The sequence below is a fragment of the Alteromonas lipotrueae genome (genome assembly GCF_019249215.1).
Classification (GTDB): Bacteria; Pseudomonadota; Gammaproteobacteria; order Enterobacterales; family Alteromonadaceae; genus Alteromonas; species Alteromonas lipotrueae.
Window position 1 is genome coordinate 323,243 of the sequence record NZ_JAESDI010000004.1, and the last position, 25,337, is coordinate 348,579.

Below are 25,337 nucleotides of genomic sequence, written 5' to 3' on the forward strand. Positions count from 1 at the left end.
ATTGTATATTCTTATCCTGCTAATAAATCTAAAACAGAAAACGTTATGATAAAATTTTCACCTAAACATTACTCTACTCTTGCCGTGGCGGTTGCCACAAGTTTATTTATGAGCGCCTGCTCCAAGGCCCCCCAAGAAGCCGTATCAAAGGCCCCCCCTTCTGTAGAGGCTTCGCACACCGCATCACCAGATAGTACGCTTCTTGTGGATGAGTCTCGGTTATCTATTTATCATCCCGTTGAACTGACCAGTGACTTATCCCATTTAAGCGACAACCAACAAAAGATGATAGGTTTGCTTATTGATGCGTCTAAAATAATGGACGACTTATTTTGGAAACAAGCTTTCTTCGGCGATAAAAATGCGTTTTTAAATAGTATTGAAAGCGACGACGTTAAACACTTTGCTTCAATCAACTATGGCCCATGGGACAGATTGAACGGCGATAACGCGTTTCTAGCGGGCTATGAAGAGAAAGCCCTAGGTGCTGAATTTTATCCTCACAACATGACAAAGGCTGACTTCGCGACCGCCACGTTCGATGACAAACAAGGCTTATACTCGTTGGTGAAGCAAGATGAAGCTGGCAACCTTTACTCTATCCCCTATTCGCATGCGTACAAAAGTGAATTAACCGCTGCATCAAAGATTCTAAAAGAGGCAGCTGAACTTGCCGAAGATCCAAGCTTTAAAGCCTACTTAACCCTGCGTGCACAAGCATTACTTACCGACGATTACTTAGCCTCGGATATGGCGTGGATGGACATGAAGACCAACCCTGTAGAGTTGGTAATTGGTCCGATCGAAAGCTATGAAGACCAGCTATTTGGTTATCGCGCTGCCTTTGAAGCCTACGTTTTGGTAAAAGATTTAGCGTGGAGTGAAAAACTCGCAAAATACGCCGCTTTTCTTCCAGAGCTACAAAAAGGTTTACCTGTACCTGCCCAGTACAAAGCGGAAGTACCTGGCTCCGATGCCGACTTAAACGCCTATGACGTGGTGTATTACGCGGGGCATTCAAATGCTGGCAGTAAAACCATTGCGATTAACTTACCTAATGATGAGCGTGTACAGCTTGAAAAAGGCACCCGTCGTTTGCAACTGAAAAACGCGATGCGTGCCAAATTCGACAATATTCTTATTCCTATTGCCGATATGCTCATTGCGCCAGAGCAACGTGATCATATTACGTTTGATGCGTTTTTTGCTAACACCATGTTTCATGAAGTGGCGCATGGCTTAGGTATAAAAAACACCCTTGATGGTAGCGATACAGTAAGAGGCTCACTTAAAGAACACGCCTCTGCATTAGAAGAAGGTAAAGCTGACATTTTGGGTCTTTACATGATTCAAAGCTTACTTGAAAAAGGCGAAATTTCAGAGGGTACACTTGAAGATTACTACGTCACCTTTATGGCCGGCATTTTCCGCTCAGTACGTTTTGGGGCGTCTAGTGCCCACGGTAAAGCGAATATGATCCGCTTTAATTTCTTTGCACAAGAAGGCGCTTTTGAGCAAACTGAAGAAGGTGTTTATCGCGTTAATGTTGAGAAGATGGGCGCAGCAATCGCCGCATTATCTGAGCTTATTTTAACCCTGCAAGGTGATGGCGACTACGATGGTGTTGCAGAGCTTGTAGCCAGTATGGGCGTGATTAAACCACAGCTAGCGGCAGATTTAGCGCGCTTAGAAGCGGCAAACATTCCTGTCGATATTCACTTCGAACAAGGTAAAAAGGTACTTGGTTTGAACTAACCACTATTTATCGATAACTGGCTCAGTAAAGACTAAGCCAGTCAGTTGCCTATCTATGTCAAGCAACTGACTGGCTATTTAACTCACTATTCTACCTTGAAAGGTTTTTCAGAACGTTTTTCAATTCAAGGGCTTTTACTCCAAGCGCTATCTATTCTAAGCGCTTTGCGGTATCAGTATATGGCGGCCAGCCCATAATTTTACCGGCTAGCACATGTAAATGTATGTGGTACACCGTTTGCCCACCAAATTCATTACAGTTCATTACCGTGCGGTAACCCTGCTCGTCTACGCCTAGGTCAGCTGCAACTTTTGCGGCGACGTACGACAAGTGTCCGACTACCTCTCTATCTTCTTTCGTGATGTCATTGATAGTCGGGATCGCTTTTTTCGGGATCACTAAAAAATGGACCGGCGCTTGCGGGTTAATGTCTCTAAACGCCAACGAGATATCATCTTCATAAAGGATATCTGCTGGTATTTCTTTATTGATAATCTTCGTAAAAATAGTGTCTAACATTGCGTACTCCCTACATCAATTATAGTAACCATACTGCATTGCATAACGCTTCAAAAGAGGCGCGCTCCCTAGAAAGAATTCGCCCCGTTATTACGCTAACACAGTCTTTTGTGAACCCGAGCTTATGCGAACAGCGTGTGCGAACCGCTTATACAAAAACGAACCAAAGCAAAATGACGCCTAATAGTAAACGGTAAATCACAAATGGAAGCATACCAATTCGAGATATCCAGCTAAGGAAAAGGTAAATACATAAGTAAGCACTCACAAATGAAAACGCAGCGCCATAAAGCAACGCAGACCAATCGACCGCTTCGTTAGCTTGCAATAAATCGAGGGTGGCGAGCAAACCTGCGCCCAAAATAACGGGAATAGAAAGTAAGAACGAAAAGCGCGCACAACTCTCTCTATTTAACCCCAACATCAAACCTGCGGTCATGGTAATACCCGAGCGTGAAGTACCAGGAATAAGTGCCAGCACTTGCGCTAACCCAATCAACAATGCTTGTTTCCAATTAAGCGATGTTAATTCTTGGGTGCGTTTCGCAGTGGCGTCGGCATACCATAGGGCAAGGCCAAAAATAATGGTGGTAGCGGCAATAACAAGGGCGGTTCTGGCGTTAAGTTCTATCCAGTCTTTCATTACAAAGCCAATAATCACAGCAGGTATAGTCGCGATAATCACATACCATGCTAACTTACTGTCGGTGTTTTGCTCTTTTGTAAAACCCTTAGTTACCCAAGCCACTGTCATTTGTGCAATTTCTTGGCGAAAATAAATCATTACCGCCAGTAAGCTTCCCACGTGAACAGCAACATCAAACGCTAACCCCTGACTTACCCAGCCAAATAATTCTGCGGGCAGTAAAAGATGCCCAGAACTGCTGATAGGTAAAAATTCGGTAACGCCCTGAATAATAGCCAATATGATTATTTCGAACAGTGTCATTCCGTTGCTTAGCTCCAAGTAAAATTGATGGGCGAGAGTGTTTGTTTTTCTTTATCAAATGCCTGCCAAAGTGCCTCGTAGGTTTTGCCTTCAACAGGGTGGATTTCATTAGGAACCAATTCAGCTAACGGCCATAATACAAAGGCGTTATACAGAATCTCTTCCCGAGGTAGCACAACGGGTTCATGGGTAATTTGGTCGTCGTACGTGAGTAAATCTAAGTCCAGTGTACGGGAACAAAATTTCTTTTCCCCGTGTTTACGGCCGTTGTCACTTTCAATCTGACGAAAGGTATCTCGCACTTCAATAATACTCATAGAAGTAACGGCTTTCGCCACTAGGTTATAAAAGGCACTGCCATCGAAGCCGACTGACTCACTCTCATATACCGACGAGTAACTAACGTCATCGAAATGCAGTTTAAGCGCTTTAATACTTTCTCGTATGTAGTGTTCTTTGTCGATATTGGAACCCACACTGATTAAAATGGTATGACGCCCCACTAGGACTTTTCCTGATACATAGCCACTGCCACCGTTTGGGCATTAGGTAGAATATTCGGCTTCACAATTTTAAGGCTGATGGCATGGGCCGGAAACGTGGCTAATACCTTGTTCATTACCGCGCCGCCAAATGCTTCTAACAGCATAAAACGACTGTTTTTTCCTACCTCGGTAATACAATCAGCCACGTCGGCATAGTTAATGGTATCGTCGACATTATCTGACTGCATTGCGGCATCTAGGTTAGCGTCGAGTTCAACATCGAGCAACAGCGTGGTTAAACGCTCCCGTTCCCAATCGTACACACCGATAAGGGTATCGACAGCCAGCCCTGTTATATATATTTTTCCCATAAACCTTTTCATTCTTATGACCATACTGGTCTTACTACCACGTTAACTTCTTCTCAAAAGGTGGTATATCACTTTTGAATGGAGTAGCTTTACGCTTTACGTTATTCGCCATGGGGCGATGGTGGCACAACTATACCGTTGTACTGCAAGTGGGGGCAACACGCACAATAGCATTCGCCCCATATTATTAGTGTAGATATACGTTTAGTGTACAAAGCAGCAGGTTAAAGTAGCAATAATGATACCGTTGGCCCTTTTAATGATTTGCGTAGCCTATTTGTTTGGCTCTTTATCGAGCGCGGTAGTTATCTGCAAAGCATTTTCTCTTCCCGATCCCCGCACTGCTGGTTCTAAGAACCCCGGCGCCACTAATGTATATCGAATTGGCGGCAGGATTCCGGCCTTGCTGGTGCTAGTAATGGATATTTTAAAAGGGACTATTCCGGTTTATTCCAGCTACTTTTTAGGCTTAGACCCCGTGCTTTTAGGCCTAGTCGCTATTGCCGCATGTTTGGGTCATATTTTCCCTTTATATTTTGGCTTCAAAGGGGGTAAAGCAGTAGCAACGGCCTTTGGTGCCATGTTACCCATTGGATTAGATTTAGCTGGCTTGCTTATTTTGAGCTGGGTTATAGTGGTGTTTCTTACCGGCTATTCCTCACTTGGCGCCTTGGTAGCAGTAAGCCTTGCCCCGCTTTTTACTTGGTTAATAAAACCCCTCTATACCGTTCCAGTCATCATGCTCTCTTTGCTGATTATCTTGCGACATCGCGACAACATCAAAAGATTAATAAGCCGCTCTGAAGGCAAAATTTGGGACAAAGGCAATACCAAAGAGTAAGTAAAATTACGTTAGCCTGCACGTTGAATTTCAGCTTGGGCGTATGCTAAAGCTTGCTAAGCGTCATTGTTCTTTTAAACCTTCGCGCAATACCTTAATTTCACCATCGATAGGGGAAAGTAGTGCTAAGCCCATAATTTCAGCAAGCGCGGGGTATATTTCTAGATTACTGAAGGCTGGAAGTACTTTACCTTGTTTAAACGAAGGCCCGGACGCCACGAATAGCCCGCCCATGTCAGGTAACGTATTGAGATAACCATGGCTACCCTTACTCACATGAGTATTTCCTTCGCTTTTAAACCGTGCAGGCGGAGCAACTTCCATAATAATATCACCGGTTCGCGCATTGTACTGTGAATGCCTGACGCCGCGCTCAACGGAGGTGAGCACGATGAATTTCCCTTCGGCCAATAACCGGAGTCGGTTTTTCTCATCTTCAATTTGCTCGTGTGTAACCTCTGGCTTAGCATATAGACGCACTTGCGCACCATTGTTAAGCACGGTGAAATAATCGGGAATATTTAATGACTCAACCATAATCTGATGGCTATCTTTGACGTTGGTCATACCGTGATCAGATACCACAACAAAATTAACGTCTATCGAAAGCGCATTTAATCGGTCGTACAATTGCCCGATTAGCCTATCTACCCTTGCAACAGCCTCTTTTGTTTTCTCGGACATAGGACCTTCGTCGTGCCCCACAGTGTCAGTCAATGAGAAGTAGCCTGAGACAAAAAGTGGCCTTGCAGCTTCCGGCAGACTTAACCATTGAACGATTTGATCTACCCGTTGTTGGTAATCTGCATGCTTCGAGTAGTGATAAAGATAAGTAGGCAGTGCTCCTGCTATTCTAGCGTCAGATTCAGGCCAGAAATAGGTTGCTGCTTTGTGCCCCTGAAACTCGGCCAAAAGCCAAAGGGGCATCGCAGTAATCCAGCTGCTGTCGCCTTGTGCCTTCCCCATAGAATATTGAGCATAGCGCCCCTCTTTACTGGGTCGCAACTTGTCATAAAAACGATTATCGACAATGCCGTGATGTATGGGTAGTAACCCAGTCACTATGGAAATATGGTTGGGGAAAGTATTGGCGGGATAGACAGGTATTAACGACGTGCTTCGAACACCGGCCTTAGCAATTCGTGCGAGATTTTTTGCATTATGCAGCTCGATGTAATCATGTCTAAACCCATCTAAAGATATAAGAACCACATGATTTTTGTGAATTTCAGCCGACTGACTCGAGGCCAGATTCTTATGGGTAACCGCATCCTTATTAATTATGGTGTTATTAATTGCATGCTTATTTACTGCATGGGCACTAAAGGCCGCTAGCGACAACCAACTAGCGGTAAGTAACGTGCCAATAAACTGTATTGTGAGCCAAGCGCTACCACGAAAAAACACCACTAGATTTCCTACATGCTAAAGAAACTTACTATTTAGCATGATAATACCCTGTGATGACAACATTATTATACTGGCGCTAACGTATCCAGCGGCCAGCGAGGTTTAGCTTGCGAAGAAAGCCCTAATACTTCACCAGCTTTCAAACGCTGCATCCCTGCATAAGCTATCATGGCGCCGTTGTCGGTACAGTACGCTAAGTTAGGGTAGAAAACCTCACCGCGTAAATCATCCATCAAGGTTTTCATTTGTGCTCGCAACATCGTATTCGCGCTTACGCCGCCAGCAATTACTAAGCGCTTCATACCCGTTTGTTTGAGTGCTCGCTTACACTTAATAATGAGTGTGTCGATTACCGCTTCTTGAAACGCGTATGCAATATTAGCTTTGGTTTGTTTGTTGTCATCGGCAGCGCGGATGGTATTAGCCGCAAAAGTTTTCAAACCGCTGAAGCTGAAATCTAAACCAGGGCGGTCTGTCATTGGCCTTGGGAATTTGTAGTGTCCTGGCTCGCCTTTTTCTGCCAGCTTGGCTAATAAGGGCCCTCCAGGGTAATCGAGCCCCAATAGTTTGGCCGTTTTATCAAAGGCTTCACCAGCTGCATCATCTATCGACTCACCGAGAACTTCGTAGCTGCCTATACCTTCTACTTTTACCAACATAGAGTGACCGCCCGATACTAACAATGCAATAAAAGGAAATTCAGGCGCGTTGTCTTCTAACATGGGGGCGAGTAAATGCCCCTCCATATGATGTACACCTACTGCGGGTACACCCCACGCGTAAGCTAAAGAACGCCCTACGGAAGAACCTACTAGTAAAGCACCTACAAGGCCTGGGCCTTGGGTGAAGGCTACGCCGTCTAATTCGTTAGGTTGGGTGTTAGCATCACTAAGCGCTTTTTCGATAAGCGGGATAATTTTTCTAACATGATCCCGTGACGCAAGTTCAGGCACTACACCACCGTAATCGGCGTGTAATTTAACTTGGCTGTATAATTCGTGTGACAATAATCCCGCAGTATCGTCATAAACGGCGATTCCCGTTTCATCACAAGAAGTTTCTATTCCTAATATACGCATACTATTCCTAATATTTGCATTGAGCCAAACCTTACTTTTACATCTTTAACATCAATGTTTACGGTACAACAAACACCAAAGGCTTACTTAGTTATCGAACCTGTCGAGCACAAGCTATAGCCGAATCGCAAGTATTGAGCATAATCAGCATCATTTACCCTGCAAGAGGATACTTGAGTTACCTCAGCACTTATTGCAACAAAGTTTATTGCAATAGATCAGCACCTGACCTGTTTGATCATCTGCGATCTGTGATATGATCCACTCAACCAATGCGGGATCGCGCTGAATTCTTCTTCTCACGTAGACAGATAAAAGGTATTACCTTGTCTCAGAGGGCGCAGAGTTTACCTTTATTCCGCATATCTTGGAATGGTGCTTCGTTTATTTGCGCAATATTGCCTATTTTTTGGCAATTCAGTCTTTACTTTCTGTTCGGAAATGATTAGAATTTCGCACCATTTTTAACCCGGGTGGCCTTTTTAGCGCTCAATTTCCCGGAATTATACAGCAAAAGTTTTGAGGTGAGTGTTTAAATGCCTATCGTTAAAGTTAGAGAAAACGAGCCGTTTGATGTAGCGCTGCGTCGTTTTAAGCGTTCTTGTGAAAAAGCAGGTGTATTGTCTGAAGTTCGTCGTCGTGAGTTCTTCGAAAAGCCTACTTGGGAACGCAAGCGTAAGAAAGCCGCTGCGAAAAAGCGTCATCTAAAGAAATTAGCTCGTGAAAACGCACGTCGCGTAAAACTCTACTAAAACAGGGTTAACTTACGAGTCTGAAAGGTGTTGCATTTGCAGCACCTTTCGCGTTTCTGGGGTACAGAAAACTTTCATTCGCGCTTGTTATTCTTTATTAACATCTAGCGCGGCGGTATTAACATCTAGCGCGGCGGTATTAACATCTAGCGCGGCGGTATTAACATGCAGTGCGTCGGTGAATATCAAGACCCTCTGATAGACTCTCGATTTTTAATACCCCACTGACTCGCCCGTTATCGATAGTGTATGCCTTTTTATGAGTATCCCTACATAGAATGTTTTTTTACTTTTACTGTTTTACTTTTTTCTTTTTATAACTTTTTTCTTTATACCTTTATAATGACTTTCCTTCTTTGTTGAAACTTTACTTAATTTGGGAGCATCATGGCTTTAATAGACGATTTAAAATCTGCACAAAAAGATGCAATGCGCGCTAAAGCGAAATTACGTCTAGGCACCATTCGCATGGCAATAGCAGCCATTAAACAACGTGAAATCGACGAGCAAATCACCCTTACTGATAGCGATATTCTTGCAGTACTAACCAAGATGGTTAAACAGCGTCAAGATGCCGCCTCTCAATTTGATGCCGCTGACCGTGATGACTTGGCCAGTAAAGAGCGTGAAGAGATTATCGTGTTGGAAGGTTTTCTTCCGCAGCCTTTAACCGAAGACGAACTTGCCACCTTAATTGATGAAGCTATGGTAAGTACCGGTGCTCAAGGTATGCAAGATATGGGTAAAGTGATGGGTAGCCTAAAATCACAAGTACAAGGCCGCACAGATATGGGCGCACTAAGCGCTAAAATAAAAGCCCGTTTAAATGCCTAAATATCGATAAAAATCGAGTGGTAGAAATAGAACTAGCCAGGTTTGTGTAATCGCAAACCTGGTATTTTCATTATTTACCTTCCCTGTTAAAGTACTTTTTTGTGCTACCCTAATTACCGTTATAAGCATTAGTGTCTCCCCATGGCCGGAAAAATACCTCGCGATTTTATTGATGATCTTCTCTCACGCACCGATGTTGTAGACATTGTTGATAGTAGGGTGAAGTTAAAAAAAGCGGGCAAAAATTATCAAGCTTGCTGCCCTTTTCATAATGAGAAAAGCCCTTCTTTTACCGTAAGCCAAGAAAAGCAGTTCTATCATTGCTTTGGTTGTGGTGCCCACGGCAACGCGATTTCCTTTTTGATGGAGTTCGACCGCCTTGAGTTTGTTGAGGCTATTGAAGAACTCGCCAAACTCTACGGATTAGAAGTACCGAGAGAAAAAGGCCACTTGCCTGTGGTTAGCGAAGAGAAAAAGCAACAGCAGCAAGACGACTACTCACTAATGGAACAAGTTGTTCGCTTTTTTCAACACCAACTTAAACAAGATGAAAATAGCGGCAAAGCCATAGATTATTTAAAAAGCCGTGGGCTTAGTGGCGATATCGTTAAGCAATGGGAAATAGGCTATGCACCAGACAGTTGGGATGCGTTGCTAAAAACCTTTGGCAAAGACCAAGCCCGAGTAAAACAGCTTATCGACTTAAAATTGGTTAATCAAAACGACCAAGGCAGACGCTACGATTTTTTTCGCGACCGAATCATGTTCCCCATTCGGGACAAACGAGGCCGCGTAGTCGGTTTTGGTGGCCGCGTATTAGAAGACGGCGGCCCAAAATACTTAAACTCCCCTGAAACCCGTATTTTTCATAAAGGCAGCGAGCTCTTTGGTTTTTACCAAGCTCGTCAACAGAACCGTCAGCTCGACGCAGTACTCATAGTTGAAGGTTATATGGATGTGGTGGCGTTAAGTCAATTTGGTATTAACCAAGCAACGGCTGCACTTGGCACCGCCACCACGGCTGAACATATGCAAATGTTAGTGCGCGCAACCCCGCATATTGTTTGTTGTTATGATGGCGACCGTGCAGGTCGAGAAGCGGCGTGGCGCGCATTAGAAAATGCCCTGCCCGCGTTAAAAGACGGTGTCAGACTGTCTTTCTTATTCTTACCTGACGGCGAAGACCCAGATACTATGGTAAGAAAAATTGGTAAAGATGCCTTCATGGAAATGCTTGATAATGCTATGCCATTGTCACGCTTCTTCTTCGAAAACCAATTGAAAACACATAAAGTGGGTACACCGGAAGGTAAAATAGCGCTTCGCAAAGCAGCCATGCCATTAATTGAGAGTGTGCAGGGTGACGACCAAAAGCAAATGCTATTAGAAGAGCTTGCTAAACACACCGGTGAATACGATAGATTTAAATTGCAGCAGGATATATCCAAAGCGAACCATGCCAGTAGCAAGCCCGCATATTCAGCGAATAGAAACCAAGTAGGTAAAGCTCGCTTGTCACCGCTACGCATGCTGATTAGGTTACTGCTAGACTCTCCCTCGTTAGCCACACGTTGTGATGACGTGCAACCTTCCGTATTTGAAGGGAGTGACGCAACCGGAATGGATCTTTTATTGGATATTCATCGCTATTGCGCGCAATATCCCCAAGCAACCACTGCACAGCTGGTTGAAAACTTCCGTAATCATCCCCATTCTTCTACTATCGCGAAATTATTGTTACAAGAACATCTTGTTAAAGACGAGGATGCTGAGCGTGTTTACAGCGACAGTTTTGCTCGATTACTCGATTGGCATTTCGATAGCCGCATAGAAACTTTAATTTCCCGCTCTCGGGTTCAGCCACTCACTCAAGTGGAAAAAGAGGAACTGAACTTGTTAATGAAGGAGCGCCAGAAAAGCTGACCATAAGGTCGAGGCTAATAACTGGCTAAAAAAACAGCCGTCAATCTGGTAAAACCATTAGTAATTCTGCTATACTGGCTAATTCGCTGCACGCACGCTTATAAGCATAAATGTGAACAAATTTGCAGCAATGTCAGTAGCAATTATAAAGCCGAACAAAACGGGCAGAACCAAACCCGGGCAGGTGTGCACCGTTTAATATGACGTGACACCGAGCGGAAGCGGCATTGATACAACAGTAGTACTACAGAGAAATAATGTACATACCTCTTTGGTATGGGTATTTCTATTGCAAACTAATTGAATGTGAGAAGTGTAGGTTATATGGCGCAAAGCAAGCAGTCTCAGATTAAACTCCTGATTGCAAAAGGTAAAGAGCAAGGTTACTTAACCTTTGCAGAAGTTAACGACCACCTGCCGCAAGATATTGTCGATTCTGATCAAATTGAAGATATTATTCGCATGATCAACGACATGGGAATTCAAGTTTCTGAATCTGCTCCAGATTCAGATGAACTTCTCATGCAAGAAGCAACCGCCGATGAAGACGCAGCTGAAGCTGCTGCTCAAGCGCTTGCTACCGTAGAAAGCGAAATTGGGCGTACCACCGACCCTGTGCGTATGTATATGCGTGAAATGGGTACGGTTGAGCTTCTTACTCGTGAAGGCGAAATTGAAATTGCCAAGCGTATAGAAGATGGAATTAATCAGGTTCAGTGCTCTGTTGCTGAATACCCTGAAGCCATCACCTATTTGCTCGATCAATGGGACTTGTACGAAGCAGAAGAAATTCGCATCAGCGACATTATTTCTGGTTTTGTTGACCCGAATGATGATCAAGATCTTGCTCCTACGGCCACACACATCGGCTCTGAGCTTTCAGAAGAAGAACTGGAAGATGAAGATGACGACGATGACGAAGAAGACGAAGATGAAGGCGGTGTAGATCCTGAATTAGCCCGCGCTAAGTTTGGTGCCCTTCGTGATCAATACATCAAAGCACGTGACGTTATCGAGAAGAAAGGCCGCTCTCATGCTGCCGCTCGTGAACAAATCAATGCATTGAGTGAAGTCTTCAAAGAATTCCGTCTAGTGCCTAAGCAATTTGATCGTATGGTTAAAAACATGCGTTCAATGATGGACAAAGTGCGTATCCAAGAACGTCTTGTTATGAAGTTCTGTGTTGTTAACGCTAAAATGCCTAAGAAAGATTTCATCAAGGCATTTGCAGGAAACGAAACGTCTTCTGCTTGGTTAACAAAAGCGATTAAAGCTAACGCAGCTTATTCTGACGCATTAGCCGTTAATAAAGAAGAAATTGAACGCTGTATTAGCAAGATGAACCAGGTTGAACAAGAAACTGGTTTGGTTATTGCTGATATCAAAGACATCAACCGTCGTATGTCAATTGGTGAAGCAAAGGCTCGCCGTGCGAAGAAAGAGATGGTTGAAGCTAACTTACGTTTGGTTATTTCAATTGCTAAGAAATACACCAACCGTGGTTTGCAATTCCTTGACCTTATTCAGGAAGGTAACATCGGCCTGATGAAGGCGGTAGATAAGTTTGAATATCGCCGTGGTTATAAGTTCTCAACTTATGCTACCTGGTGGATTCGTCAGGCAATTACCCGTTCTATTGCCGACCAAGCGCGTACTATCCGTATTCCTGTGCATATGATAGAAACGATTAACAAACTTAATCGTATCTCTCGTCAAATGCTACAAGAAATGGGTCGTGAGCCAACACCTGAAGAGTTGTCTGAACGCATGCTTATGCCAGAAGACAAAATTCGCAAAGTGTTGAAAATAGCTAAAGAGCCAATCTCAATGGAAACGCCAATTGGCGATGATGAAGATTCGCATCTAGGTGATTTTATCGAGGACAGCACCATTATACAGCCCCTCGATTCTGCGACCGGCGGTAGCCTTAAAGACGCAACACAAGAAGTGTTGGCAGGGCTTACAGCACGTGAAGCGAAGGTACTTCGCATGCGTTTCGGTATCGACATGAATACTGACCATACACTTGAAGAAGTGGGTAAGCAGTTTGACGTTACCCGTGAGCGTATTCGTCAAATTGAAGCGAAGGCATTGCGTAAGCTACGTCATCCTAGCCGCTCTGAGCAGCTACGAAGCTTCTTAGACGAGTAGAATATTCACAAGTATTAGAACAATTAAAAATCCCCTGCTTTGTCAGGGGATTTTTTTTAACTGAATTAGCGCTAAGCTGTGGTACAACATGGTCACTTGCCAAAGTAATTACGTTCCATTTGCGGCGCTAATTATTCAGTAGCTCCGCGATTTGTACTGGCCGATAGCAACTTAATGCCAGATACAAAAACGCCCTCAATGTTGAGGGCGTTTTTATATTTAGTTAGCGGTTATACGCGGAACTGCTTTGCTATCAATTCTAAATGCTGTGCTAAATCGGCAAGTTCGTTACACATAACACCTAATTCGCCCGAACGACTAGAAGTTTCCTCTGTACGTTGGTGAATTTCTTCAACGTGCTTCACAATGTCTACCGCCACTGAACGTTGATCTTCAGTGTTGTGCGCAATCTGTTCGTTCATTTGATTAATGCGACCGATTGTACTGGTTATTGTTTCTAAACTAACACCCGCTTTATTAGCTGTTTCAACACTATTGGTTGCTTGCTCGGTGCCGCGAGACATTACTTCCACTGCTGAATGCGCTGCGCTCTGTAGCTGCTCAATAGTGCTCTGAATCTCTTCAGTCGATTGTTGAGTACGTGATGCAAGGGTACGAACTTCATCAGCAACAACAGCGAAACCACGCCCTTGCTCACCCGCCCTAGCAGCTTCAATGGCGGCATTAAGCGCCAGTAAGTTAGTTTGCTCGGCAATGCCTTTAATCACATCGAGTACCGAGCCAACTTTGTTCGAATCTGACTCAAGACGCCCAATCACATCAGCGGTTTCACGCACGTTTTCGGCTAACTGCTGAATACTGGAAACGGTTTGTTGTACAATTTGACGGCCTTCGCCAGCGGCGCTAGTCGCTTCGTTAGCATCACCTGCAGCTTGTGCGGCACTGTGTGCTACGCCGTCTACTGAACCACTCATTGTATCAACCGCGAGTTTGGCGTTTTGTGCAGACTGCTGTTGAATATCAATAGTACGCTGGGTTTCCTCCGTTAGGCCGCGAAGGTTTTGCGCCAAGTTAGATAACGGTAAACTCGCCTCAACTACGTCTTTCACTACGCCTTGCAGTTTGTCCATAAACTGATTAAACCAATACACCAACTCGCCAATTTCATCTTCACTTTTCGTTGCGATACGAACGGTCAAATCACCGTTTTCTTGGGCAATATCTTTAAGCGAGCGCACTACGTCATCGATGCTTTTCTTAATACCTTGGACGATGGGCACCGCGGTAGCAAACAACAACAAGGTGACGACAATAGTCATTATCACACCGGTACTGATTAACGAAATATTTGCCGCGTCGGTTTTCGCAAAAGAAGCATCAAATGCAGATTGCTGCTCATCTCTAAAATTTGTCATTGAAGCAATAACAGCATCGTACGAACCGTTCATCTGCTTAGATAGTTGACCTAAGCGGCTAAAGTCAGCCGTTCCATCAACCATTGACTGAGAAACGTCGTACGCCACTTCAAAATAATCATCGAACCCAGCAGAAATCTTTGATATCGCGGGGCGAAACTCAGGGCTGATTGCACTTATCTCGTCTAGCCCAGCTTTTGCATCTGTGGCCAATTCACTCGCAGCGCTCAATGTATCTTGGTCGCCTGTGGTTACCGCACTACTTAGCGTGTCCCTGACTTTTTGCATATCTACCAAGGTAGAGGCAGACAATTGAAGTGCGGGAAACTGAACGTTTTCAACTTTCTCGAGGGTGTCGTCATTGTTAAGTGCAACGTAAACCGTAATTAAGAGGTAAATAATAAAGCTTAGTGCAGCAATTCCCGGTATCAGAAAAATCTTTGTTGCGATGGGCATTTTTTTTAGAAAACTCATTTTTATCTCACCAGTTACGTCACGTTACTTTAAGCACGGCCACAGATCATGGCTTTATAATTCTATATCTTCACATTCTTAAAAAACTTTAGAAATATCTTAGCCCCCCTCATTACTGAGCGGGGCCTAAACTTTGCTATAAACGAAGACTAGAAAGTGTAGTTAACACCCACTCTCAATAGCGTCGCATCATTCGCGTCGTTTGCATCATCTTCGAACCAAGTGACTTCACCTTTAACCGCGAAACCAGGCTCAACATCGTATCGTAAACCTGCTGTTAATGCAGAAGTATCTTCCAAAGTCGATGCAGCTACAGCTGCAAAGCCTTGATACAACGATGACCATGTTCCGTCAGTAACGGCATCGCCAGTAGATATAGTAGAAGGAACATCGTTTAAGTAAGTTGCAACATCATCAGGATCTGACTCTTTATGTTCATAAGTAATGTGTGGAGTGAACTTACCGAAACGCATTCCCGCGGTAATATACCAAGCATCATCATTTGCGATAGGAGCTTCATCAAATGAAATGTGGGTATATTCTGCACCTACAAACCAATCGTATTTATCTATATTCACGGCAAGTTCGAAGAAACCAACGGTATCATCTTCAATTAAGAAGTTTTTTGAAAACTCAGTGACAGTAGGAACGATCGGAGAAAATTGATTAATGCTATTAGTTAAAAATTCTAGATCTTCATTTGGACTATTAAATTTAGCTTGCGCATAAATAGTACGAATATTGAACCAATCACGAGTGGCCTCAAAAGAAATACCAGTAAGGTTATCCGCCTCTAATGTACCGGATTCTGAACGTCCTGCAAAAAGTTGTGCTCCATATTCCCAGTCACCCGCGTAGTTGCTGTAATCGTAACGAACACCATCAATATTATTGATAAGTACGCCGTAAACCGATTGTGGCGGTGTTAGCCAGTGGTACGAATAACCCACATCCAAAGAAGCAGAATATTTGAATAATGGCAGGCGAACTCTTCCAGCACTGATACTCGAGTTATTTGAAAGTGCATAAGTCATATATGCCCATTCGAAACTTGCATCGTAATCGTCACTTCCACGACCAACAAGCTGCGCTGTTGCAGAAAGCTTCTCACTAACATCACCACGCACTTGAAGTCCGAAAACACTCGCAGGCTCGAAATTAAAATCGCTGTCGTAACCGTATACCGCTTCGTCATCATCTAGTGTCATACCACCGATAAGGTTGGCGAACCCATTGATTTTTATGTCTGCAACCGCTGGCATGGCGATTAAGCTAGCAACTGATAAAAGGGCAAGTTTGGTTTTCATGTTAAATCCTTAAAAATTCTTAAACTGTGTAATCAAAAAGTGGCAACTACGCGAACGCTTCCGTCTACGGAGCCAGCATCTACATAGCCAATTGCACCTGGGTCTGCAGCAACAGCTGAAACCACCTCGGCGTCGCTACCTAATGCTTTAGGAGGCTGACCTTTCCCAGTAAAAACTAATTTAGACCAAAAAGCGGTAAGCTGAGACGCTGATTTATTCAAAACTTTACCGTTGAATTCGTCTGTAGCGGCCTGCCCTTCAGCAAGTGCTAGCGGTACTACCTTCGTGCCGTTTGGAAAAGCTTTCATTTTGTTAAGGAAGAGTCGGCTGATTGAATCTTTGTCTAATGCATCGCCGTTAGACGGGTGAACTATCACTGCTACATCTGCAAAAGCCATGCTGCTGCACAAACTTGCTGCTAGTATCCACTGTTTCATTACATGTCCTCTAAGTCGTATTTGTTTCGGTAGCGCAATTAAAAGAACGTTAACCTTTAATCTACCTATACCGATGTGCTTATTTTTTATTCTTACTCATACAAATATCTTCTGTGCTTCAAGATTAAGATAAGTATTAGCAAGGATTAGAAAAACTGCCAACTGAGATACAAAAAATTTGCTTTAAATTTCGTTGTGTTCAGCATAGCCCTAATACAGTTGGCGCAGTTTAGGGTAGAGAGGCGTAGAAGCAACTATACAAAAGGATAAAGGTATTGGCAGAACTTATAACTTCATACGTAAAAATAGCAGAGATGTGAAAAACAATTAAATATAGTTGTTAAAATTCAGTTAGATAAAAAATCTCCAGAGTTCTATTTAGGAGTGGCGAACGATATTATTGTATAAAAACATATACCTTAATACCGCCCGACTTTTTGAACTTTTCCGTACTTATTGGTTAAGCACTGAGCAGAATCATAGTAAATGAGTGTCTAAAAACACGATCTTACCCTAGATGTGAGGGCTTAATTTTCTTCGCCTTTACGGTAGGGAATTTCAACTTCTAAGCGTTCTATTTCAACGGTTCTTTGCTGGGGGGAACCTGTGTTTCGAGCAAGCCAACTGTAAGCCGTCGGTACCACATACAATGTCATAAAGGCAGAAACCAGAACACCCGCAGCGATAACCATACCAATTACCATGCGACTTTCTGCGCCAGGACCAGACGCAAACACTAAGGGCAAAGAGCTAAATACCGTAGTAAACCCGGTCATAACGATAGGGCGAAGTCGCTGAGCAGCTGCCCGTCGTAGTGCGTCTTCGAAGTTCATACCTGCATCTCGAAGTTGATTAGCAAACTCCACAATCAAAATACCGTTTTTCGCCGCAAGACCAATCAGCATAACCAGCCCTATTTGGCTATAAATGTTAAGTGTCATACCGGCAAAATAGAGTCCGATAAAAGCGCCCACCAGCGCAAGAGGTACAGTTAACATTATAACTAGCGGGTGTACCCAACTTTCAAATTGCGCAGCGAGAATTAGGTATGTGACCGCAAGCGCCAACAAGAACACATAGATAAACGAATTTCCTTGTTCTTGATAAAGCTGTGACTCGCCTTTGTAGTCGATAGACACATTGTCAGGTAGCTCTGTGCGTACGATATTCTCGAGGTAAGCTAAGCCCTCTCCTAACGTATAGTCGCCGGCTAAGTTCGCTGAAATGGTGACAGCACGCATGCGATTATAACGATTTAAGCGTGAGGAAGTCGCCTGCTCTTCGAAAGTAAGCAAGTTGTCCATGGGAATAAGCTCGCCGCTTCTTGAAGAACGAACATAAAGATTATCGATACTATTTGGGCTTCTAAAATCAGCCTCTATACCCTCGATTATAACATCGTACTCTTCGCCCCTATCTAAAAATGTAGAGACCGTACGTTGCCCTAACATGACTTCTAAGGTACGGCCAATATCACTTATAGACACCCCCAAATCAGCCGCCCTATCTCTGTCTATATTGACCAGAAGCTGAGGTGATGTTTCTTTATAATCAGAGTCGATACGAACTAAGTTTCGATTTTCTGAGGCCTTTTCGATTAGGATGTCACGCCACTCAACTAAGTTCTCGTAGGTATCACCTTGCAATACAAATTGTACGGGCCTACCAAAACCTGCGCCTGAAATACCACTTCGCATAATGGCGAAGGCTCTCACATCAGGCACGGCATCAAGCTTCGCACTTATTTCATCCATCAATGTGAAGGTGCTAAAATCACGCTCATCCCAATCGGCAGAGCCAACAATGGCGATCCCGGCATTGTTGCCAAACCCTGGAGTACGTACCAGTAACCTACCTATTTTACCGCTTTCACGGTAAGGCATTAGGATGTCTTCGATAAGTTTAAGGTTAGCGGCATTACTTTCGAAACTCGCGCCTTCTTGGGCATTCATTAATATGTAAAAGTTTCCCCGATCTTCTTTAGGCACGAATTCACTAGGTAACTTTTCTGAGATTTGTACTAGTGCCACCACTGAAACAATTAGCAATAGCACCATGATAAACGGCTGGTGAATAGTACTTCCCAAGCTTTTAAAGTAGCGGTTTTCGAGGGCATGAAAACGCTTATCCATCCACGCACCAAATCCTACTGAACGCGTCCTTTTTTTAAGAGTTTTCGAGGCCATCATAGGCGAGAGGGTTAATGCGGTGAAACTAGAAAACGCCACAGCAGCAGCAATAGCCAGGGCAAACTCAGTAAACAAACGCCCTACATTCCCTTCAAGAAACACTAAAGGCACAAATACAGAAATCAGTACCAAGGTAGTTGCAATAACCGCAAAGCCAACCTCTCTAGCGCCTCGATAAGCGGCTAATATGGGAGGTTCACCCATTTCTATTCGCCGGGAAATATTCTCAAGCACCACGATGGCATCATCTACCACCAGCCCAATCGCTAACACCATAGCAAGTAAGGTAAGTAGGTTGATAGAGAAGCCTAACGCGTACATCACAATAAATGCTGCCACTAGAGACACGGGTACAGTGACTGCAGGAATAAGTGTGGCGCGCACATTTCCCAAGAAGAGGTAAATAACAATTACCACCATAAGCATGGCTATGGCGAGGGTTTCATAAACTTCATTAATCGATGCCTCAATAAATACTGAGGAGTCATAGCTAGGCACAATGAAAATATTGTCTGGCAAGGTTTCTTCAATTTTTCTGATTTGCGCTTTTGCTGAGCGAGCAACATCTAAAGTATTCGCTTTTGATTGCTTTATAATGCCCAAACCAATCATGTTAACGCCGTCGCCTCTAAACTCGGTTTCGTCGTCTTCAGCCGCCAACTCTACATTCGCAATTTCCCCTAAGCGAACGAGGTATCCATCGTCCCCTACTGCTACGGTTAACGCCGCAAAATCTTCTGGCGATAAGAACGTACGCGCTACACGTACTTCAAAGTTTCTATCGAGCGACTCAACTTCACCAGCGGGAAGTTCAACGTTTTCAGAACTAATGACACTTTCAACATCGCTTACGGTAATACCACGGGCAGCCATAGCGTTTCTATCAAGAAATACTTTCATGGCATAGCGACGACCACCACCAATTTGAACCCGTGCAACCCCATCGGCTACCGATAGGCGGTCCACTAGGAAGCGCTCTGCGTAGTCGGTAAGCTCCATGGTATTAAGGTTTGTACTACGCAGGTTGTACCACACAATGGCACTTTGATCGGAATCGGCCTTTGAAACTTCTGGAGGATCGGCCTGATCAGGCAAATTATTCAGTGCCCGACTCACTCGCTCTCGCACATCATTAGCGGCAGCGTCGATATCTCTGGATAATTTAAATTCTATGGTGATATCAGAACGTCCATTGGTCGACGTTGAAGTAATATTTTTAATCCCTTCAATACCCGAAATTCTGTCCTCGAGTAGTTGAGTAATGCGGGTTTCAACAATATTCGCCGATGCGCCTGTGTATTTGGTTGAAACCGATACAATGGGCGGGTCGATGTCTGGGTACTCACGAAGGGCCAACATGGAAATGGCGACCACGCCAAATATAATCAACAGTAGGTTGATAACCGTGGCAAATACCGGCCTTTTTACTGAAATGTCAGATAACAACATGGCTTAACCCTCGTTGTTACGGTTAAGAACGTTAACAGCAGATTGATCGCGTACTCTAAGCGTGCCTTCCGTAATCACTTCGTCACCGGCTTTAAGTCCAGAGACAATTTGAACGATACCAGGTCGGCGTTCGCCAATAACCACCTCGCGTTGATGGGCAACATCGCCTTCTACCACATACACATATTGAATATCTTGCACTGGCACTAAAGCTTTCTCAGGAAGGATAAGCGTATCAAGCACACGTTTTTCAACCACGATGGTAAGTAGCATGCCCGGCCTTAATCGTTGGTCTTTATTGTCGATAATTGCGCGTACGCTAATAGCGCGGCTGATGGGGTCTAATCGGGTATCAATATGCGTGATTTCACCACTGAACATTTCACCTGGATAAGCCACCGATGTCGCCGAAACCTTCTGGCCTTTTGCTACACTCGCCAATTGGTTCTCGGCAATGCTAAAATCAACTTTTACTACGCTAATATCATCAAGGGTGGTAATAACACCAGCGGGCTGCACCAATGAACCAATACTGACTTGTCGTGCACCAAGCACACCAGAAAATGGCGCGCGAATTTGCAAGTCATCAACCTGCGCTTCAGCGATGTCTAATTGCGCTTCTAATCCTTTTACACGCGCTTGTTGTTCATCAAGTAACTGTTCTGAAGCCGCGCTAGACTCACGTAAGTTAAAAATACGGGTGTATTGGCGCTTTGCTTCATCAATATTGGCGCGCAATTCAGCAACCCGAGCCAGTTCTTCATTATTGTTTAGCTGAATAAGCACTTGGCCAGCCTTCACACTATCGCCATCTTCGAAGTTAACTGAGCGCACGGTTTCGGTAACTTGCGCAGTGACTGCTATCGATTCATTCGCTCTGGCAGTACCGAGGGCTTCAATGGTTATCGCCATTGCGCCTTGCTCTACCAATATGGTTTTCACTGTTGTCGCCAGAGAGCCGCCTTTTTTCACCTGTTCTTCTGCAGGCAAGTTTACATAGACAACCACAGCCGCTAGCAATAAAGCACCTATTAATAATGGAGATAGTAATTTGCGTGAAGACATAACCTTTCCTATTGGTAAATATGCACCACGTGATAAAGTAACCAAGTTGGTGCATTAACGAGATTCAGGGTCGCGTTCAAACCAAATCCTTTATCTACGTTTTTATTATTATTAACTTTTTCTGAATAGTATTTTACCCAAACTAATGAGTATCAATTTTCGCTTATCATCCATTTTGGTAGTTTTAACGCTTTTTGGATGTACAAAGAAGGTGCCTGAAGCACCTTTTTGCCGAAGCACGAATAACGAGGAGCATACTCAAAATGCCGCCGCATGCATCATTAAAGTGCAAAACAAAGCGCTTTTGATCAAACATCGCCTTTCAAACCGTTTAGATTTCCCCGGTGGCGGAAAAAAAGAGGGCGAATCATTAGTTTGCGCAGCCCACCGAGAAACATGGGAAGAAACAGGTTTCAATGTCGAGGTAGGTGAAAAATTGGCCGTTACACAAAATGGTCTCGCGCTATTTGAGTGTACATTAAATGCTGGGGTAGAACACTTGCCAGATGTGTTTGATGCGCCGCCATGGGCAAAACTAGAAGTGATTGAATTGGTAAAGGCCGACCCCTTTTTGCTCACCCATGTTCAACTTCGCTTTCCTGATGATCTAATTGCGTTTCGCGATAGCTTTAATAAAATTAAAGCAAGCCAATCTCAGCAAGAATAACGTGTGTTTGGTTGTGCCAATGCCCTTGCTTTGGTAATTTGATTACCCGCTGTTATTAGAAGGGGTTAAGCCATCATTATCTTCAAGTTTAGCCTGCTATATTTAGGAGACAGGCCATGTATTCATTAGCTCCTCTTAGCCTTAAAGGCAAAGTGTCTGAAATAGAATGGCAAACGCGCGTCGATTTAGCCGCATGCTATCGACTGGTTGCTGATATGCGTTGGGGCGACCTTATCTATACGCATATTTCGGCTAAAGTCCCCGGCACAGACCATTACTTAGTTAACGCCTTTGGGTTAGGATTTGACGAAGTAACCGCGTCTAACCTTGTAAAAGTTGATCTTGAAGGTAATATCCTTGATGACTCGCCTTACCAAATAAACCCCGCCGGATTTACTATCCATAGTGCCATTCATGAGGTTCGTCACGATGCAATGTGCGTTATTCACTTGCACACACTCGCCACCATTTCTGTGGCATCGGTAAAAGGCGGATTAAAGCCTTGGAGCCAGTATTCTTTATTTTCACTTCCCTCGCTGTCGTACCATAGTTATGAAGGTTTGGCAGTAAACGACAGTGAAAAGAAAAGCCTTCAAGATGATTTAGGCGATACCAACCATATGCTGCTGCCTAATCACGGAGGGTTAACTGTCGGCCCCACCGTAGGCGATGCTTTCATGCGCTTTTATGATTTACAAAGAGCCTGTGAAATTCAGCTGGCGCTCATGCAGTCGAACGAAGAAGTTATTGAGATACCGCAGCCTATTATTGACGGTATTTATCAGCAAGCCAGCGTAGTGCACAGTGGTGAAACCGGCGGCCAGAAGGCCTGGCCCGCCATGCTAAGAAAAGCCTACAAGCTCGACTCTGGCTTTTGTGAATAATCCATATTATGCGTCGTTGCCAGTGCCGCTAGCGACGACTACAAACAGACAATAGAGAAACCATAAATGAAAGTAACCAAAGTAGAAATATTTGATATTGAGTGCCCAAAGCGCCCAGCGTGGAACCCTGTTTTCGTACGAGTGTATACCGATGAAGGCATTACCGGTGTCGGTGAAGCAGGCTTAGCTTACGATTGGGGTCATAGTGCTGCAGCGCACATGATAAAAGAAATTGCAGAAGCCATGCTAATTGGCTTCAACCCATTCCACACTGAGCTATTGTGGTCGCGTATGTTACGTGAAGGCTTTTGGGGCTTAGGTGGTGGACCTGTTATTTATGCAGCCATGAGTGCTATTGATACTGCACTTTGGGACATTAAAGGCAAAGCCCTAGGCTTACCCGTTTACGAACTGCTGGGCGGGAAAACCAATGGCAAACTGCGCAGCTATGCCAGCCAATTGCAGTTCGATTGGGATAAAGAAGTCACTAAGCTAAACGACCCGGCCGACTATGCACGCGCGACCGAAAAAGCGTTAAAAGATGGCTACGATGCCGTGAAAGTAGACCCTATTGTTTACGATAAAGACGGTGTCACCCACTTCGATCGCACTAAACTTTTCTCTAAGCCAGAACTAAAGCTATTTAAAGCCCGTTTAAAAGCCATACGCGACACCATGGGTGAAGACGGCGATATTATTTTTGAATGCCACAGCTTGTTAGGGGCATCTACCGCCATCCAGCTTGGCGATATTGTTGAAGAAATTGGCTGCTTGTATTACGAAGAACCCGTCAATTACTTGAATTCAAAACTACACGATAAAGTGGCTAAAAACGTAAACGTACCGATTGCTGGTGGTGAACGCTTGTATCATCGCTGGGACGTGCGCCCTTATTTAGAAGACCAGTCTATTGATGTACTACAGCCTGACGTAGGCTTGTGTGGCGGCTTTACTGAAGCGAAAAAAGTATGTGATTACGCCGATATTTATGACGTGCGCATTCAAGCCCATGTATGTGGTGGGCCGGTGGCGACAGCAGCAAGTTTGCACTTAGAAACCGCAATACCTAATTTCTTAATTCACGAACACCACACCTACGCCATTAAAGACTGGAACCGTGAACTTTGTCTGCAAGACCCACAACCCGTAAACGGCTTTATTGAAGCGCCAGATACCCCAGGGTTAGGCATCGATTTGAATGACGAGATTGTTTACCGCTCGCCTCATATGACAATAACTGAACTTAAATAGCGAAACACATAGATTGGGGCAATGGTTCTCCTTGCCCCGACTGTTTTCAAGGATAAGAAGAAGTATGTCAGCCTCGCCTTCCCCATCGACTATATTATGTTCGTCGCCCGTCTCGATTGTTACTTACACGCCAATCGCGTTAACCCGCAAATTCAGTGCGCTTACGCCGTCTTTAACCAGTAAAGTTGAAGAAGCCATGCACCGCCAAGATTGGGTGCTCAATCAAGAAAGTAAACTGGACATGGGTTATGTATCAACAGACTCAGACTTATTAAGCCCCATGTTTACCCCATTGGTAAAACTTGAAATCGATCATGAAAGTCCGGCTTTTCAGCATGCGTTTTCAACCCTAGAAGAAATAGGTCTTCAGCTTCAGGGGTTGAATTTACGGTTATATCAAACCGGCATTGCGACCTTACAAGCTACATTGGCACCCGCATCTGAGGCTCAACTCACTCTGTGTTGGCAGAAAATTAAAAGCAGAGATATCGAACAAAGCCTGTCTTTAATTTTACAAGCGGCAGGAGGTGTAATGATTAACTTGCTGAACACCACCTTCGATACACTGAGTAAACGCTGTAAGTTACTGACCTCTGAACTTACAGACAATGATGCGGTATTGTGGACTGGACGTTGTTATATTACCCGCGTTCCAGAATCTACCGAAGAAGCCAAACAGGTGTTTTCAATTATCCACGAAAACCCACCCAACAATTGTGAGAACAATGAGGCTTTCTTTCGTTCGGGAAATTGCCTATTTTTAAACAATGATATTTCGCTGTCGTTGGATAACCGACGGGTTTTGTTTTTACTTCAGCATTACAATGCTATGTTGTATGCCTATCAACAATCGATGAGCAACGCCTATCATCAGCTGCAATCGCTTAAGGCACTGTCGTCGGGCAGACGCAGAAAAGCCCTTGAAAAGTTGATCCAGCGCATGGTTTCAATTAGAACCCTAGCGTATATTCGATTGGAGTTTTGCGATTCGCTTCGAGGCCTGCAAGGGAGTCGAAAACCATTGGCGAACGCACTCATAGATGCATGGGAAATTATTGCCGTAGAAGACAGTTTACTTGATAGGGCAGCCTATATTAATAACGCAATATCAAGTTACGAGAACCAACTTAATCGTGCTATAAATAAATCGATTGAAGTAATACTCATG

Annotated in this window: 21 protein-coding genes; 10 read left to right on the forward strand and 11 right to left on the reverse strand. The window is 44.1% G+C overall.

The genetic code is table 11. The annotated features are described in order from the left end of the window. Positions 1-45: 45 nt before the first annotated feature. The gene (locus JKP82_RS06330) at positions 46-1,755 is read left to right on the forward strand and encodes a dipeptidyl-peptidase 3 family protein (RefSeq protein ID WP_218396261.1); all 1,710 of its coding nucleotides are present in this window, start codon (positions 46-48) and stop codon (positions 1,753-1,755) included. Between the two features lie 151 nt (positions 1,756-1,906). Here JKP82_RS06330 and JKP82_RS06335 read toward each other — a convergent pair whose 3' ends face one another. The 4 genes from JKP82_RS06335 to folB all read right to left on the reverse strand — a co-directional run bounded on the left by JKP82_RS06335 (position 1,907) and on the right by folB (position 4,080). After that, positions 1,907-2,275: a histidine triad nucleotide-binding protein gene (locus JKP82_RS06335; RefSeq protein ID WP_159528724.1), complete on the reverse strand. Its 369-nt coding sequence runs from the start codon at positions 2,273-2,275 to the stop codon at positions 1,907-1,909. Between the two features lie 148 nt (positions 2,276-2,423). Continuing rightward, entirely contained in the window at positions 2,424-3,224 is an 801-nt protein-coding gene (locus JKP82_RS06340; protein WP_218396263.1) for an undecaprenyl-diphosphate phosphatase, read from the reverse strand. 8 nt (positions 3,225-3,232) lie between these two features. After that, positions 3,233-3,727 carry a 2-amino-4-hydroxy-6-hydroxymethyldihydropteridine diphosphokinase gene (gene folK, locus JKP82_RS06345; RefSeq protein ID WP_013785430.1) on the reverse strand — a complete coding sequence of 165 codons (495 nt, stop codon included), beginning with the start codon at positions 3,725-3,727 and terminating at the stop codon, positions 3,233-3,235. Next, entirely contained in the window at positions 3,727-4,080 is a 354-nt protein-coding gene (folB, locus tag JKP82_RS06350) for a dihydroneopterin aldolase (protein ID WP_218396264.1), read from the reverse strand. The genes folK and folB overlap by 1 nt, the downstream gene beginning before the upstream one ends. A 238-nt stretch (positions 4,081-4,318) precedes the next feature. On the opposite strand from folB, the gene plsY reads away from it, so the two are divergent. After that, positions 4,319-4,921, forward strand: a complete 603-nt coding sequence (gene plsY, locus JKP82_RS06355) for a glycerol-3-phosphate 1-O-acyltransferase PlsY (RefSeq protein ID WP_218396266.1) — start codon at positions 4,319-4,321, stop codon at positions 4,919-4,921. A gap of 63 nt (positions 4,922-4,984) precedes the next feature. Here the strand turns inward: plsY and JKP82_RS06360 are convergent, their stop codons facing one another. Together JKP82_RS06360 and tsaD are read right to left on the reverse strand one after the other, a co-directional pair. Then, positions 4,985-6,328: an alkaline phosphatase family protein gene (locus tag JKP82_RS06360; protein WP_218396291.1), complete on the reverse strand. Its 1,344-nt coding sequence runs from the start codon at positions 6,326-6,328 to the stop codon at positions 4,985-4,987. 68 nt (positions 6,329-6,396) lie between these two features. Further along, positions 6,397-7,410 (reverse strand): tRNA (adenosine(37)-N6)-threonylcarbamoyltransferase complex transferase subunit TsaD, encoded by a 1,014-nt coding sequence (tsaD, locus tag JKP82_RS06365; protein ID WP_218396267.1) that lies wholly within the window; start codon positions 7,408-7,410, stop codon positions 6,397-6,399. Positions 7,411-7,946: 536 nt separating this feature from the next. Here tsaD and rpsU point away from each other — a divergent pair. The 4 genes from rpsU to rpoD all read left to right on the forward strand — a co-directional run bounded on the left by rpsU (position 7,947) and on the right by rpoD (position 13,070). Continuing rightward, positions 7,947-8,162, forward strand: a complete 216-nt coding sequence (gene rpsU / locus JKP82_RS06370; protein WP_012517258.1) for a 30S ribosomal protein S21 — start codon at positions 7,947-7,949, stop codon at positions 8,160-8,162. A gap of 387 nt (positions 8,163-8,549) precedes the next feature. Further along, positions 8,550-8,996 carry a GatB/YqeY domain-containing protein gene (locus tag JKP82_RS06375; protein ID WP_159528713.1) on the forward strand — a complete coding sequence of 149 codons (447 nt, stop codon included), beginning with the start codon at positions 8,550-8,552 and terminating at the stop codon, positions 8,994-8,996. A 141-nt stretch (positions 8,997-9,137) separates the two neighbouring features. Further along, positions 9,138-10,919, forward strand: a complete 1,782-nt coding sequence (gene dnaG, locus JKP82_RS06380) for a DNA primase (protein WP_159528711.1) — start codon at positions 9,138-9,140, stop codon at positions 10,917-10,919. A gap of 324 nt (positions 10,920-11,243) precedes the next feature. Then, positions 11,244-13,070: an RNA polymerase sigma factor RpoD gene (gene rpoD / locus JKP82_RS06385; RefSeq protein ID WP_013785437.1), complete on the forward strand. Its 1,827-nt coding sequence runs from the start codon at positions 11,244-11,246 to the stop codon at positions 13,068-13,070. 230 nt (positions 13,071-13,300) lie between these two features. Here the strand turns inward: rpoD and JKP82_RS06390 are convergent, their stop codons facing one another. The 5 genes from JKP82_RS06390 to JKP82_RS06410 form a co-directional block, all read right to left on the reverse strand. After that, positions 13,301-14,920 carry a methyl-accepting chemotaxis protein gene (locus JKP82_RS06390; RefSeq protein ID WP_159528710.1) on the reverse strand — a complete coding sequence of 540 codons (1,620 nt, stop codon included), beginning with the start codon at positions 14,918-14,920 and terminating at the stop codon, positions 13,301-13,303. A 149-nt stretch (positions 14,921-15,069) separates the two neighbouring features. Further along, a complete protein-coding gene (locus tag JKP82_RS06395; RefSeq protein WP_159528708.1) occupies positions 15,070-16,227 on the reverse strand; it encodes a topoisomerase IV in 1,158 nt (385 codons plus the stop codon). Positions 16,228-16,259: 32 nt separating this feature from the next. Beyond that, positions 16,260-16,664, reverse strand: coding sequence for a type 2 periplasmic-binding domain-containing protein (locus JKP82_RS06400; protein WP_159528706.1), 405 nt, complete (start codon positions 16,662-16,664; stop codon positions 16,260-16,262). 527 nt (positions 16,665-17,191) lie between these two features. After that, on the reverse strand, positions 17,192-20,302 hold the full coding sequence (locus JKP82_RS06405) for an efflux RND transporter permease subunit (RefSeq protein ID WP_218396269.1): 3,111 nt from the start codon (positions 20,300-20,302) through the stop codon (positions 17,192-17,194). Between the two features lie 3 nt (positions 20,303-20,305). After that, a complete protein-coding gene (locus JKP82_RS06410; RefSeq protein WP_218396271.1) occupies positions 20,306-21,367 on the reverse strand; it encodes an efflux RND transporter periplasmic adaptor subunit in 1,062 nt (353 codons plus the stop codon). A 211-nt stretch (positions 21,368-21,578) separates the two neighbouring features. On the opposite strand from JKP82_RS06410, the gene JKP82_RS06415 reads away from it, so the two are divergent. The 4 genes from JKP82_RS06415 to JKP82_RS06430 form a co-directional block, all read left to right on the forward strand. Then, a complete protein-coding gene (locus JKP82_RS06415; protein WP_232370567.1) occupies positions 21,579-22,034 on the forward strand; it encodes an NUDIX hydrolase in 456 nt (151 codons plus the stop codon). Positions 22,035-22,150: 116 nt separating this feature from the next. Beyond that, positions 22,151-22,918, forward strand: coding sequence for a class II aldolase/adducin family protein (locus tag JKP82_RS06420; protein ID WP_218396273.1), 768 nt, complete (start codon positions 22,151-22,153; stop codon positions 22,916-22,918). A gap of 66 nt (positions 22,919-22,984) precedes the next feature. Continuing rightward, positions 22,985-24,169 (forward strand): mandelate racemase/muconate lactonizing enzyme family protein, encoded by a 1,185-nt coding sequence (locus JKP82_RS06425; RefSeq protein WP_218396275.1) that lies wholly within the window; start codon positions 22,985-22,987, stop codon positions 24,167-24,169. A gap of 64 nt (positions 24,170-24,233) precedes the next feature. Next, a partial coding sequence (locus JKP82_RS06430; protein ID WP_218396277.1) for a hypothetical protein occupies positions 24,234-25,337 on the forward strand: 1,104 nt, incomplete at its 3' end.